This is a genomic window from Paenibacillus sp. FSL H7-0737 (assembly GCF_000758545.1).
In the GTDB taxonomy this organism is placed as follows: Bacteria; Bacillota; Bacilli; order Paenibacillales; family Paenibacillaceae; genus Paenibacillus_AQ.
Window position 1 is genome coordinate 1,772,460 of sequence record NZ_CP009279.1, and the last position, 15,066, is coordinate 1,787,525.

The 15,066-nt window shown below is 45.4% G+C and carries 8 protein-coding genes and 1 pseudogene; 7 read left to right on the forward strand and 2 right to left on the reverse strand.

What is annotated here, in order from left to right; translation table 11 throughout:
• Window positions 1-13 precede the first annotated feature (13 nt).
• The 6 genes and pseudogenes from H70737_RS31005 to H70737_RS07745 all read left to right on the forward strand — a co-directional run.
• A pseudogene (locus H70737_RS31005) lies at window positions 14-2,722 on the forward strand (glycoside hydrolase family 3 C-terminal domain-containing protein); the annotation flags it as partial.
• Between the two features lie 239 nt (window positions 2,723-2,961).
• Complete coding sequence (locus H70737_RS07725; RefSeq protein WP_231573403.1) at window positions 2,962-3,879, forward strand: sugar-binding protein; 918 nt, start codon at window positions 2,962-2,964, stop codon at window positions 3,877-3,879.
• Window positions 3,876-5,369, forward strand: coding sequence for a sensor histidine kinase (locus H70737_RS07730; RefSeq protein ID WP_052404200.1), 1,494 nt, complete (start codon window positions 3,876-3,878; stop codon window positions 5,367-5,369). Before H70737_RS07725 ends, H70737_RS07730 begins: the two co-directional genes overlap by 4 nt.
• Complete coding sequence (locus tag H70737_RS07735; protein WP_042186118.1) at window positions 5,362-6,921, forward strand: response regulator; 1,560 nt, start codon at window positions 5,362-5,364, stop codon at window positions 6,919-6,921. Before H70737_RS07730 ends, H70737_RS07735 begins: the two co-directional genes overlap by 8 nt.
• Before the next feature lie 48 nt (window positions 6,922-6,969).
• A complete protein-coding gene (locus tag H70737_RS07740; RefSeq protein ID WP_052404201.1) occupies window positions 6,970-8,262 on the forward strand; it encodes an ABC transporter substrate-binding protein in 1,293 nt (430 codons plus the stop codon).
• Window positions 8,263-8,469: 207 nt separating this feature from the next.
• Entirely contained in the window at window positions 8,470-10,278 is a 1,809-nt protein-coding gene (locus tag H70737_RS07745; protein ID WP_042186120.1) for a peptidoglycan D,D-transpeptidase FtsI family protein, read from the forward strand.
• Here the strand turns inward: H70737_RS07745 and H70737_RS07750 are convergent.
• A complete protein-coding gene (locus H70737_RS07750; RefSeq protein ID WP_042186122.1) occupies window positions 10,239-11,429 on the reverse strand; it encodes an AI-2E family transporter in 1,191 nt (396 codons plus the stop codon). The genes H70737_RS07745 and H70737_RS07750 overlap by 40 nt on opposite strands.
• A 209-nt stretch (window positions 11,430-11,638) precedes the next feature.
• Here H70737_RS07750 and H70737_RS07755 point away from each other — a divergent pair, with 209 nt between their 5' ends.
• On the forward strand, window positions 11,639-13,039 hold the full coding sequence (locus H70737_RS07755; protein ID WP_042186124.1) for a polysaccharide deacetylase family protein: 1,401 nt from the start codon (window positions 11,639-11,641) through the stop codon (window positions 13,037-13,039).
• A 174-nt stretch (window positions 13,040-13,213) separates the two neighbouring features.
• On the opposite strand, the gene ilvD is transcribed toward H70737_RS07755, so the two are convergent.
• Complete coding sequence (gene ilvD, locus H70737_RS07760; protein ID WP_042125516.1) at window positions 13,214-14,899, reverse strand: dihydroxy-acid dehydratase; 1,686 nt, start codon at window positions 14,897-14,899, stop codon at window positions 13,214-13,216.
• Window positions 14,900-15,066 lie beyond the last annotated feature (167 nt).

Consider the following 15,066-nt stretch of genomic DNA (forward strand, 5'->3'; position numbering starts at 1 on the left):
CCCGTCAGGAACTTATTATGGAGCTCAGACGGTAATGTTGACTGCTCTGAGTGGCGCAACCATCTTCTATACTACCGATGGATCTACACCTGCAGCATCAGTAATGAATACGACCAAGCAGTATAATTCACGGTCTGGAATCAGTATTACGGCCTCCTCAATAGTAAAGGCATTAACGGTTAAAGACGGCAAGACAAGTAAAGTTGCTGAATTCAATTATGTAATTGGAGCAGCATTGCCTACTGCTTTTCCAGAGCCTGGTGTATATAAGAGTGGCCCTAAGGTTACGCTCACCTCAACATCCGGCGCTACAATTTATTACACACTTGACGGCAGTACACCAACTGAAAACAGTACCGTATATCAAGGGCCCATTACAATTGTAGGTACCGATAAAGAGACGGCTACAATTAAAGCCTTGGCAGTTAAAGCTGGTATCCCATCTAGTCCTATAGCTGAATTAAAATACACTATCGACGCAAGTCTGGTTGTACTGACAGACGAAGCATCCATTGATGCCGTTATTGGTGAAATGACGCTTAAGGAAAAAGCTTCGCTGGTTGTCGGTGCTGGTTCAGGCACGAAGGTAGCTGGAGCTGCTGGTGGTTCTTATGAGTTGCCACGTCTTGGGATTCCCAAGTTAATCATGGCAGATGGACCAGCGGGAGTCCGCATCAACACGAAACAGGGTGAAGATACAACATTTGCTACAGGGTTCCCTATCGCCACTTCCATTGCCGCGACTTGGAATGAAGCCTTGGCTAACCAAGTAGGTAATGCGATGGGGAATGAGCTACTGGAGTATGGTGTGGATTTATATCTGGCTCCCGCGCTGAACATTCACCGCAATCCATTGGGAGGCAGAAACTTTGAGTATTATTCCGAAGATCCGCTCATCTCAGGAAAAATGACCGCGGCGATTACGAACGGGGTTCAAGCGAATGGAGTCGGAACGACGATTAAGCATTTTGCCGCGAATAATCAGGAAACGAACCGGATGTCCATTGACACGGTCGTTTCAGAAAGAGCACTGCGCGAAATCTACTTGAAAGGGTTCGAAATCGCAGTGGAAGAATCGCAGCCATGGTCTGTTATGAGCTCTTATAACAAAATCAATGGAACGTTTGCCTCCGAAAATAAAGATCTACTGAGCACAATTCTCCGCGATGAGTGGGGGTTCCAAGGTTTTGTAATGACGGACTGGGGTGGGGGCTCGAACCGGGCACAAAATATGATTGCAGGCAACGACCTCATCATGCCAGGAAATGCGGCAGCCATTTCAGCGATTACTAAAGCTGTGAACGATGGCGATCTGAGCGTAGAACAACTGGATGTTAACGTAAAAAGAATTTTGAAAGTCGTAGTGAAATCTCCATCCTTTAAGGGGATCGGACACAGCAACAAACCTGATCTTGCTGCAAATGCAGTGACCTCTCGTCAAGCCGCAACAGAAGGTATGGTGCTGCTGGAGAATAAAGCTGAGGCGTTGCCTATCGCAGCAGGTACGAATATTGCCCTCTTCGGAAATGCTCAGATTGAAACCGTCAAAGGCGGAACTGGCAGCGGCGATGTCAATGTGGAGCATACTGTATCCATTGTGGAAGGGTTAAGTGACGCAGGCTACAGCGTATATGAACCTTTAAATGTCAGCTATCAAGAATATATTACAGAGCTAAGAGAGAAGCCGGAATACGGTCCAGTGAGCAGCTTTGGCGGCTTGGCCTATCCACCACTTCCGGAAAAGGTATTATCAGCGGGTGAGATTAATTCAGCAGAAGCTTCTTCCGAGACGGGCATTATTGTAATCAGCAGAATATCTGGTGAAGGTGCAGACCGGAAAAATGCTGAGGGTGACTTTTTGTTGACAGCAACAGAGCTGGATATGATTGATAAGGTATCAACTGCTTACCATGAGCAAGGTAAGAAGGTCTCCGTGATTCTGAATATCGGCGGTCCGATTGAAATGATCTCCTGGAAAGATAAAGTGGATGCTATTCTCTTGGCTTGGCAGCCAGGACAGGAAGCAGGCCATGCAATTGCCGACGTATTATCCGGAGCTGTGAATCCATCGGGCAAGCTGCCAATGACTTTTCCTACAAGTTATGGTGTAGTTCCTTCCGCTAATAACTTTACAGGAAATAGTGTGGAAGTGAAGTACGAGGAAGATATTTATGTTGGTTACCGTTACTATGATACGTTTGGCAAAAGCAGTGCGGTTGCCTATCCATTCGGATATGGCCTCTCCTATACAACCTTTGGCTACCGCGATCTTAAGATCAGTTCAGATGCTTTTGATTCTGCAGCAGGAATTGTGACTGTAACCGTGGATGTATATAACAACGGTACAGTTGCAGGTAAAGAGGTAGTTCAGCTATATCTAAGCGCTCCGGGTGCCAATAAACCAGTTCAGGAATTGAAGGCTTTCCAAAAGACAGCGTTATTGAATGCAGGAGAGCATCAGACCCTTACGTTCACACTAAATAGTATGGATCTGGCTTCCTTCGATGAGAGCAGCCATGCTTGGGTAGCTGATCCAGGTACTTATGCGGTTCGAATCGGTTCCTCTTCCGCAGGAGAGAAACTGAATACGTACTTCCAGTTGGAATCGCTAATGACAGTGAAAACCACCAACAGTGTACTGATTCCAGTCAAACCACTAAATCTTTTGGTTCATCCGGTCATTGCCGATTACGCGCAAGAGGCTTTAACTGTTGCACCATAGTCTTTTCCCTTCGCAAGCAGGAATTACAAAGCTGCCTCAAGCTATAAGTAGCTTGGGGCAGTTTTTTTTGGAATCGGGAATTGACTATATTTACTATAGTATCTATTATTATTTTAATGTAAGCGCATTCTTATTAGCATAAACAATGCTAGAGGGGGAAGAACACCATAAATATACTTCGGCGACCTTTTTATATTTTCATGCTGCTCTTACTGTCCATTTCCCTATGTTTTACTGGCGTGTTTACTGGAAAAGTGTTGTATTACGATCATTTACTAGCCGAACGAAAGCCTGCGCAAAAGCCACTACTACATCTGGTCTTAATTTCGGAAGAATTGGATAATCCCTATTGGCGTGAAATTGAAAAAGGCGCTCAGAGAGCAGCAGCAGAGGAAGGGATTGCGCTGGAATATCTCGGACCCGTCCAAGCAGATAAGAGAGAGCAAATTCGAATCATAGATAAAGCTATTGCATCGAAGGTAGACGGAATATTGACACAAGGGCTTAACGATAAGGAATTTAATCCCATCATAGCTGAAGCTGTTAAACAAGGTATCCCTGTCATTACTATTGATTCGGATGCACCATCTAGCGGGCGGATTGCCTATGTTGGCACTGATAACTACGCGGCTGGATATTTAGCTGGAACGACACTTGTTCAGCAATCGAAGGGTGTAGGTCAAGTTGGGATTGTGACCGGGAGCTTTACCTCTACGAATCAACAGCAGCGGGTTAAAGGTTTTATGGATGCAATTGATGGAGAGTCTGGTATCCATGTCGTACAAATTGAAGAATCAAACATTAATCGGATTCAGTCAGAAGTCATAGCTTTTAAAATCATGAATCAGCATCCGGAGATAGACACTTTTTTGGGTACAAGTTCTTTGGATGGATTGGGGATTGCCCAAATGCTGAAAGGTAAAAATCAGCAGGCGCGGATCATTGCTTTTGATGACGTACCGGAAACGCTTGAATTCATTGAAGAGGGCATCATAGATGCCTCTATAGTGCAGCAACCGTACATGATGGGACGAAAGAGTGTGGAACTGATGGTGGATTATCTAGCAGGGAAAAAGATTGTTACCATCTTTAATACGGATGCCAATGTGGTCCGCAAAGAGGAAATTTCCCGCGGAAAGGGGGACTTCGGGCCATGATTCGTATTAAAAGCAAGCTGATGATCTTTTTTAGTGCTTTTATAGTACTACTTAGTAGTGTTTTCGTCTTTCTTTACATAGATAATATCAATATGGCAAGGACATACGATCAAGTTCTGCACCGATTTTTTCTGCTTAATGAGCTATACCAGGATGCCACTGATGTTAATGATGCTATGAACCGGTATGTGCTCCGGAATCGAAGCGGCGATGAGACCCTGAAGCAGTATGAAACTGCCATTATGAAGCTTAATAACAAACAGGATTTACTAGTAAATATTCTACAAAATGATCATAATCAACTGCTCGTTGATAACTATAGCAATATGATAGACAGCTACATGACAGAGAGCCGGCAAAGCCTTATAGCTTTTGATCTAGGCAACCAGGATGCTTACTACGCACACTTAAAACAATCGGGTGAGATTACCCGATATATTCAAGAGACCACATTGACGATTATTAATAGCGAACTGACGGATTACCGGAATGTGTTTGAGCTGATTAGTCGAAAGAATGAGAACTTTAGATATTTAGGTGTTTTTGTTTTTAGTTCGGTAGCCATTTTGTGTATGATTTTTGCATATTGGTTCTCCAATGGAATTACGAAGCCCATACAGCAATTGACGGCTGCGGCGAATCGGATATCTCGCGGGAATTTCGAGGGGGAGGTTACGGTGAATACGCGTGATGAAATGCGCTTTCTCGCAACAACCTTTAATAATATGCGCTCTAACATCCGCGATCTCGTGGTTGAAATCAAACAGAAATCGGAACTCGATCAATTGGTTAAGAAAATGGAGCTGAAAAGTCTGCAAAATCAGATCAATCCACATTTCCTATTTAATACACTGAACATGGTTTCTAAAATGGCTTATGTCGAGAGCGCAGAAAGAACAAGCGAGTTGGTGGATTCCGTTTCGACCTTGCTGCGTTACAATCTGAAGAAGATGAATTATATTGTTCAGCTGCGTGATGAAGTGAATATTGTTAAAGAGTATTTGTTTATTCAAAGGATGCGTTTTGATGATAGAGTTGCGTTTACGGATGACATTGAGGAGCGAGCCTTGGATTGCTTGTTACCACCACTGACTTTGCAGCCCTTTATTGAGAACGCTTTCACCCATGGTGTGGAATCCTATGAACAGGGTGGGAAACTGCATCTGGCCATTTACGAGAGTGGTAATGATGTCATCGTAGAGGTACAGGATAATGGCGTTGGAATAGACCCGGAAACGATTGCTCGCTTGAGCGGAGATATTCCTTTTTCCGAACATACGCCCATAGATTCAGAGAAAGAAAGGGAGCCTGTGGGGAGCGCTGATTCGAACTCCAATGGAATTGCAATTCGAAATGTACAACGACGGCTGCAGCTTTTCTATCAAAGGAACGATGTAATCGAGATTATGTCCGAGCAGGGAAAGGGAACGACCATCAAACTGAGGCTAACGCGTGTGAATAATAGCAAGGAGGAGATCCTGCATGCTTAAGCTCCTGATTGTGGATGATGAACGTATTGAACGTAGTGCTCTCCGGATGATCATCGAGCGGTTTCTACCAGAGATTCGAGTAGTTGGTGAAGCCGAAAATGGTAGGGTAGCTGTAGAGCTCGCCGAACAACTACGGCCTGATGTCATCACTATGGATATCAAAATGCCGGGAATTGATGGAACGGAAGCTGTGTCCTTGATCCATAATAGGTTTCCAGCGATTCGTTTTATTATGATGTCTGCGTTCGATACGTTTGAATATGCACGTAAAGTCATGCGTTATGGTGTGAGGGAGTATTTGCTCAAGCCATATCGGAAGGATCAGATCGTGGAGGTCATCCGCACGATGTCCCATGAGATTGCACGAGAAAAAGAGGATAAACAAAGAACTAATGAGCTGGAGTCCAAATTTAAAGAGACATTATCACTAGTAGAGTCCGAATGGGTTAGTGCTATTTTGATGGATCGAATACAGGAAGTGCAGGTTAGAGATTGGAGCCATACCCTTGGTGTACCAGAATCTTCAGGATTCGCTATCGTATTTGTGATGTCAACGAAGGAGAAGGCATGGAGTGTTCAGGAACGAAGGGAGATATATTCTTGGCTTAGGCATCAGTGTAAGATTAGTTGCTTTTCTCTTGTAGGTCCGATGACAGGAGCTCGTATCCCGGTCTTCATGTTTCCGGATGCGAAATCCCGTTTGCCAATACAGCATATTCATAATACTAAGGATTTTGTGTCCAATCTGGCTAAATTTGCTTCCCGGCGTTTCCGTTCATTGCAGCTGTCTGTTGGAATCGGAGGTTTAGCAGCTTCTACTGATCAGTTGATAGGCTCTTATCACGAAGCGCTGTTATCAGCCAGTGCTCTTAATGAGGGGGAAAGCTCACAAACACAAGAGGAATGGCTCTCAAATTCTGGTATGAGAGAGGCGGAACGAAGATTGCTTCGTTCTTTAGGTAGTGGACAGTTCCGAGAGATGGAGGAAGATTTCGAGTTTTGGGTAGCGGAACTTCGTCTCTTCTGTAGTGACGAGATCCAGGATATAAAGAGCGGACTACACCGATTATTTACTTTGGCTGATGAGACGCTTAGGGAGAGCGGGCTTGAGCCTTTGCCGCAGCTTAGCTTCGGAGAGGTGGAACAGGTAGAGCTGCTGGTAGAGCAAGCCCATTCAAGACTTTTTCTTCAGGCCCGAATGTTGAAGCATTGGTACGATAACAATTCGGCTAGCGCGATTCGTCGGGCTCAGACGTTTATTTCCGACCATTACAGGCGGGAGCTATCGCTTGAGGAGACGGCTGAACATGTAGGGCTGAACCCAAACTATTTTAGCAAAATATTTAGTGATCGCTGCGGCATAACCTTTATTGATTATTTAACTGGCCTGCGAATCAATAAAGCCAAGGAGCTTCTAGCCGATCCTGCGCAAGTGCTGAAAGAGATCAGTATAAGAATTGGATACCGTGATCCTAACTATTTCAGCAGAGTATTCAAAAAGACAACAGGAATGTCACCGACGGAATTTCGGCAATCCATTGGCAGACTGTAAGCAGAAAATAAACGAATACAGCGGGAACTATAGGAAGGAAGAATCTCAATGAAAAGGTCGCTGATTAGTCTGGTATCCAACACGCTCATTGTCAGCTTGCTTTTATCCTCATGTATGAACTTAAGAGAAAAAGATTTGTCTGCATTTTTTCCTGATGAGGAGGCCATGCGATCTAGTGAACCGGTTAACAACATTCAGGAGGCAATAACGAGAAGCGAGGCGGAGTCGGATCATCCGCAGTTGGAAATCTTTAGCTGGTGGACAGGGGCCGGGGAAGAAGCAGGGTTAAAAGCTTTGATCAAGGTATTCAAAGAAAAGTATCCCGGCATTTATGTCTTTAATGCTGCCGTTGAAGGTGGTGCAGGGGGAAATGCCAAGGAAGTACTTGAACGGCGAATGAAGGAGGGGGAACCGCCGGATACCTTTCAGGGAAGGAATATGCTCTGGGCAGCTGAAGGGCGGGTAGAGCCGTTAAATGATCTGTACGAAGAAGAAGGCTGGTATACAGTATTTCCTCCAGAGATCATCGATATGCTTAGTCTTGGGGATGACATTTATTATGTTCCACTTAACATTCACCGTCAAAATGTGCTCTGGTACAATAAATCCATCTTCGCTGATAACAACCTTCAGGTTCCATCGACATTCGATGAGTTTTTTAAGGTGGCTGATCAATTACAAAGAAAAGGCATCACACCGCTGGCTTTTGGAAACAAGGAACCGTGGATGGTTAGCGCTCTTTACACGAATGTCATGCTCGGAACACTGGGGGCCGAGGATTATAAAAAGCTAAGTAAAGGAGAAATCAATACTGACGATCCTCATGTAAAAGAAGGGATGGAGCGGTTCGCAAAGATGTTGACCTATGTGAATGCTGATCATGCTGAACGAAACTGGCAGGAAGCGGCTAAGCTCGTTGCTGAGGGAGAAGCGGCAATGAACATTATGGGTGATTGGGTGAATGGTTTTTTCACACATGATCTGAAGCTGAAGGACGGTGTGCAGTTTGGCTGGAACGCTTCACCAGGTACAGAAGGGATATTTAGATTCCAATTGGATGCTTTTGGATTGTCACGCGGTGCTGAGGATCGAGAGTCAGTTCGTGATTGGTTAAGGGTACTCGGATCTGCCGAAGGTCAGAATGCCTTTAATCCGCTTAAAGGTTCGATTCCAGCTAGGCAGGACGTTTCGATTTCGAATTATGACAGCTATAGCCGACAGGCCATGGAGGCATTCCGAAACAGTGCAAAGAACAAGGTGCTAGTATCTGATAGTAGGCTGCCCGCTTCTTTAGAAGCTGAAGCTTTTAAGAAAGCAAAGGAACTACAGTCTAATCCATAAACAATCCTTATATTTCCCGAGAAACGTTTCACACATACTTAATCCGAATATTTCTCCCACAAACACTTACCGTCCTTATAAGGATGGTAAGTGTTTGTGTTTGGAAAATAAATTATGGATTGTGATGTTGCAATGAACATTTTATGGCGATTCTAATGGATGTAGGTAGGACATAATAGGTGTGGAGTCTGCTCAGGAGGGAAGACATTGCGTAATAACAAACATCGGCGTGTATTCAGCGGTCTTCTTATTTTATCTGCGGCTGTAGCCGTGTTGATCCTTAGGCTGGCATGGGTTCAGCTAATTATGAAGGAACAGACGGTTCCTGGAACAAAATATACACTTGCGAAGATGGCGGAAATTCAAAGTGAACGGGAGACTGTACTGGACAGCGGTCGGGGACGTCTGTATGACCGCAAGAATCAGCCTCTTGCGGGGGAAACCATTTGGACGGCGGCTTTTTTTCCACAAGAGGAGATGGCTAAGAAATCTGTGACGAAGGTTGTTTACGAAGAAGCTAAACCCATGCACCGACTGGCGGAGATTCTGGGTGTCAGCTATGAACAACTGCTGAATAAGCGGTCGTCACTTAAAGAACCATTGCTATGGCCATCTTCAGTGGGAAAAGGACCACTCGCGTTGTCTCAGGCACAGGCAGAAGAAGTGAGTGCACTGGGGATCGACGGAGTAGGCGTGCTCCCTTTCGCACGCAGATATGATGGGATCTCTTCAGGTCGGCAATGGCTAGGCTATTTATCGGAAGCTACTATGCATGCTGGAGCTAAAGCTTCTCCTACGGGTCTTAGAGTTCCTATGACGGGAACGGACGGTTTAGAGAAGACATTAGAGCCTTTGCTTCAAGGGGTAGGACACACGGAAGCATATGTTCAAGTGGATGCGCGTGGGAATCGCCTTCCAGGCAGTCCCATTCAAGTTAAAGCTCCGGGCAATCCTTATTTCCCTCTGTCTTTATATACAACGATTGATAAGAAGCTTCAGGAGGGAATTGAGGAGCTTGCGCTCAAATCCGGAATGAAGGAAGGAGCCATAGTGGTGTTAGATACCGGGTCGGGAGATATTGAAGCCATGGTATCTTTACCCTTCTATAATCCAGAGAAGATATCTCCGCAAGGCGGGGAGTGGAACAATCGGGCACTCCAGGCTGCCGTTCCTGGATCGATCTTCAAAATCGTTACAGCCGCCGCGGCCTTAGAAGCGGGTGTAACCTCCGCTGATGAGCTTTTTTATTGTTCCGGGCAATTTGAGAAATATGGATTGTCTTGTCTGACAGGAAAAGGACACGGACCCCTTACGCTGGCGCAAGGATTCGCCGTGTCCTGTAATACTGTATTTGCTGCTCTGGCAGAGCGCTTAAGCGGTATCCAGCTTCAATCAACTGCACTGGCGCTAGGACTCGGTAGAGATATCAGCTGGCAAGCCGAGAAGACGCTTGGGTTTCCACTTCTAAAACCACTTTCCGGAGAGCAAAAGGGAACCATCTTTACTACCTTACTGCCGGATGACAAGGGAGCCAGAGTACAGACTGCAATTGGACAGCGGGATGTACAAGTCACACCCTTACAAGCAGCTAATCTTATTGTAACGCTACTGCATGGAGGTGAAGTAAGGGCACCAAGGATTCTGCAGCGAATCACATTTGCGAACGGGCAGAAGCTGGAGGAGCTGCCGGGACATCTGTCCCCTTCCTCAGCAGGGAGGATTTCTGAGTCTACAGCCCGCCAGTTACTGTCCATGATGCGCAAAGTTGTAACGGAAGGAACGGGAACCCGTCTACAAAGCACACACTGGCCTGTTGCAGGTAAATCTGGGACGGCACAGACGCTGGTTAAGGGCGTAGCACGCAACAATCAATGGTTTATCGGCTACGGTCCGGTGGATCACCCAAAATATGCTGTATCAGTTGCAGTAGAGAATGTCGCTCCGGATAGTCCGCATCTCGCCATTAAGCTATTCGGTCAGATATTTGATTTATTATCGTCTTCTACAGAAGCTTGAGGCTCCGGAGGAGTAGCAGTGGCCTTGCTCTTAGATGAAGGGCCATTTGCAGCAAAGGGCGAAACGATAAACTCTTCTTGAGGCAAATAGATCCAGCTCTGAAGATATCCTTGTTGAATTAGTTCTTTGATCAGAATAAGCAGAATCGGCGACAGGATCAGACCGGCCATACCGAAAGCGGATGTGGACAGAATGACGAAGGACAGCATCAGAAAAGCAGACGATACGCCAATCGAATTCCCGGTAATCTTCGGTTCAAGCAGCTGTCTTACAATCAATACAATCGCCAGGAGTACGATTAAACCGATTGCTAATGAGGTATTGCCAACAATGAACAGATAGATGATCCAAGGGACTAAAATCGTCGTTACACCAAGGAGCGGCAAGACATCAAATACAGCACAGATAAGCGCCATAGTGATTTCGTTACCGGTCCTTAGTATGAATAAGCCAACCAGTACGATAACAAAGGTAATGCTGATCAGAATAAGCTGGGCTTTTAAATAAGAGCCGATGGCTTTAAAGACGTTGCCCTGCAAAAAAGCGTAAGCAGTTTTAAATGTTTTTGGCATTTTGTCATGGGCAATCTTGCGCCAATCTTTAATCTCCATACTAAGGAAAAATGCTAAAATAATGGCGATCCCAAAATTGGCCATGAAGGAGGAGAAGGATCCGAGCACACCGACCATATATTTTAGAAAAGTAACAAGCCATCCAGTAAGAACATTCGTGGCATCTTTAAAGTAGCCATTTACTTTATCGGTAATATCCGGCGGCAAGCTTTCGATTTTTTGCTGAAGGTAGGTTGTGGACTCCACGAAATGTTGTTGCACCACATATGTATACTTAGGAAGATTATCTTGAAAGTGAAGCGCTTGGATGGTGACCAATAACCCAGCGCCAAATAACGTACCCAGAAGAACGATTAGGAACAGAAGCACTGAGATCGCTGAAGCGAATGGTTTGGCAAGCCCCCGTCGGTTCAAGAAACGGGCAAGCGGTTCAATAAGCAAAAATACAAAAAAAGATAGGAATACAGGGGCAGCTAACTGATACAATTTACTGAAGGCGAACATAACCAGATAGACCGTGAGGACAATTAATCCAATGTCGAAGAACGTGCGCCAATATTTTTTGTATAACGGCAGCATAGATATAAACAACTCCCTTTTTTAATAAGTTGATAGGTCAGCTTGAATACATTGTACATGATTTTACCTAAAAACCGTCTATTTCTTTGATACATGTGTTAAAATAGGGGGTAACGTATTTTTTATCTAACTTCACTTGGCCGTATCACAGGTTCTGCTTGCAGACGTAAGGCGAGCCAAAGTCAACTCTGGAAAAGCGAGGAATTCATATGCAGACTTTGCTGCTCTGGTTATTTTATATCTCATCTTTTTATGCTTTTATCCCGGGTATGATTAGCCGCATTTTTGGTTACCGTGTCTTTCGTAAAGGAACTGGGCGAAATGAGTTCGCGTTGACCTTTGATGATGGACCTGACCCTCGATTTACACCGTTACTTCTGGATTTATTGAAGAAGTATGATGCAAAAGCAACCTTTTTTGTAGTAGGATCTAACGCTGAACGTTATCCGGATCTTATTAGGCGGATACATGAAGAGGGACATCTTATTGGAATTCATAATTATGTTCACAAGACGAACTGGCTCATGCGGCCCGCAACCGTTCGTCGGCAGATTCAGCGCACGAATGATATTATCTACAACATAATAGGCGAGCGTAGTACTTATTACCGTCCACCTTGGGGGATTGTCAATTTGTTCGATATTTCCAAGCGTCGCCAAGTTGAAATTGTTCTATGGTCGGTAATGTTTGGAGATTGGCGTGAGAAGCTTGGTGCGCAGCGTCTCACTGAGAAGATGCTGGCGCGATTGAATCCCGGTGAAGTGATGCTGCTGCATGATAGTGGCACAACGTTAGGTGCCGATCCGGACGCACCCGAGAATATGCTTGTAGCCCTTGAACTGACGCTGCAGGAGGCCCAAAGAAGAGGACTGCGCAGTATTCGAGTGGATGACATGATCAAGATGGCGGAGAAATCACCGATTCGGCGTTTATCCTTTGGTAAACGAGTACTGGTCGGACTCTGGTTGGCTTGGGAGCAGGTATTCCAAGTATTATTCCAGCTCAAAACGATTAACCCGGCCGATCCATTCATGCATTATCGAATGCGTAAATATCAGGGAGAGCCTGTTGAACTTGGTGATGGAACCTTGCTGAGTAAAGGTGATAAAGTCATTGAGCTGCATATTGATAACAGGCAATTATTCGAGTTAGGTATTCATTCTCGTTCTTCTGCTCAACTTGCGATTCGCATGATCCGCAGAATGGAGAAGGGGTTGCCAATGCTGGCAGAAGTTATTGCCGAAGATGTAAACCTCGCGCAAGCCAAAGCACTTTATGGGGTTAGTATGATTAACCGTGGGCCAGAGAAATTCGGCTTTAGTGTACATGATTTGCCCGATGGCATATTCGCACGCTCCACCAAGTTTTACTTAAAGATCCTGTTAAGTGTGATTCATCCAGATGGTGGTGCTAGGCTCAAGGAGCGTAGTGAGGTCCTTGTACCGAAGCTAATTCTGATGCCTGTCTCAGAATTACTCAAGAAGATGAATAAGCAACTGCCTCATGATGAAAGGTCAGTAAGAAAACGTAAACCGCACCAAGAAGAAGCGTTGTCACTTAATGATTCACTCACAGAAGTGGAATTGCCAGGAGCAACAGTAACGAATTGATTCATGATATTATTTAGTCTTATATAATGAACCGTAATATAGATGCCTCACAAACCAGAAATGGATTGTGGGGCGTTTTTTCTTGTGCCCAATAAAAAAGAGCAGTCCGACCATAGATTATCTAAGGTGGACTGCTCTTGTATGCTAGGAACAAATAGAACTCGGGTTTGCTAATTAAATCTTCAGTACTGCACCGTTACTGGCGTTGGTAACCATTTTGGAATAGCGAGCCAGGTAACCAGTCTTAACTTTAGGCTCAAACTCTTTCCAGCCCGTACGGCGAACCGCCAATACTTCTTCGTCAACCAGGAGTTCAATCTTGCGATTGTTGAGGTCGAGTTCAATGATGTCTCCATCTTCAACAAAAGCGATCGGGCCGCCTTCAGCTGCCTCCGGAGAAATGTGCCCGATGCTAATTCCGCGGGAAGCCCCCGAGAAACGTCCGTCTGTAATCAGACCAACCTTAGCACCAAGACCCATCCCCACGATTTGCGATGTAGGAGCTAGCATTTCCGGCATTCCCGGTCCACCCTTTGGACCCTCATAACGGATAACGACTACATGGCCTTCTTTAACCTTACCGTTAGCGATGCCTTCGAGTGCGGATTCTTGGGAATCAAAGCAGATCGCAGGACCTTTGTGATATCCACCAACAGAAGCATCTACTGCACCTACTTTAATGATGGAACCTTCAGGAGCCAGGTTGCCGTATAGGACGGCGAGACCGCCTCTTTCGGAGTAAGGGTTATCGATCTTATGAATAACGGAAGTATCTTGGATCTCATGTCCGATTACGTTCTCGGCTAATGTTTTGCCGGTAACCGTCATACAGTCTCCGTACAGAGCACCTGGTTTCTTCAGCAATTCATTCAAGACGGCACTAACGCCGCCTGCGCGGTCCACATCTTCGATGAAAATATCGGATGCTGGAGCCAGCTTCGCCAAATAAGGAACACGGTTAGCCACTTCGTTAATGCGTTCAAGCGGATAATCGATACCAGCTTCTTGAGCCAGTGCAAGGGTGTGTAGCACCGTATTGGTGGAGCCACCCATTGCCATATCCAGTGCAAAAGCGTTATCGAGTGATTCTTTAGTTACGATATCTCTTGGTTTAAGGTCTAACTTAATCAGTTCCATCAGTTGAGTAGCAGATCTGCGTACAAATTCTCTGCGTTCATCAGCTACAGCTAGGATGGTACCATTACCTGGCAATGCCAGTCCAAGTGCCTCTGCCAAACAGTTCATGGAGTTGGCAGTGAACATTCCTGAACAAGATCCACAGGTAGGACAACCGAATTGTTCTAATTCAAGCAACTCAGCGTCATTGATTTTTCCGACTTGGTGAGCACCTACGCCCTCGAATACGGAGGTAAGGGAGAGCTTTTTACCTTTACTGTCTACGCCGGCTTTCATTGGACCACCACTTACGAACATGGTTGGAATGTTGACACGCAATGCGCCCATCATCATTCCCGGTGTGATTTTATCGCAGTTAGGGATGCAGACCATGCCATCGAACCAATGCGCGGAAACGACAGTTTCCAAGGCATCAGCGATGATCTCACGGCTTGGTAGTGAATAACGCATACCGATATGTCCCATTGCGATACCGTCATCAACGCCGATCGTATTGAATTCGAAAGGAACGCCGCCAGCTTCACGAATCGCTTCCTTAACGATCTTACCGAACTCTTGAAGATGCACATGACCTGGAACAATATCAATATAGGAATTGCAGACCGCAATAAACGGCTTTCCGAAATCTTCTTCTTTTACTCCGGCTGCACGCAGGAGACTACGGTGTGGAGCACGGTCAAAGCCTTTTTTAATCATGTCTGAACGCATTTTCTTAGCTGCCATATTGACATTTCCCCCCTAAATAAATTGCAATGAAATATAGTGTCGCATTAACGCAATGAACTCCAAAGACCTGCGTATATACGGTTTATAGAATGAACGGGGACGAGCTTCCTAGAGAAGAAGGGCGAAGCCGATTCTATAAAAAATGCCGCTGTTTTGGTATAAAC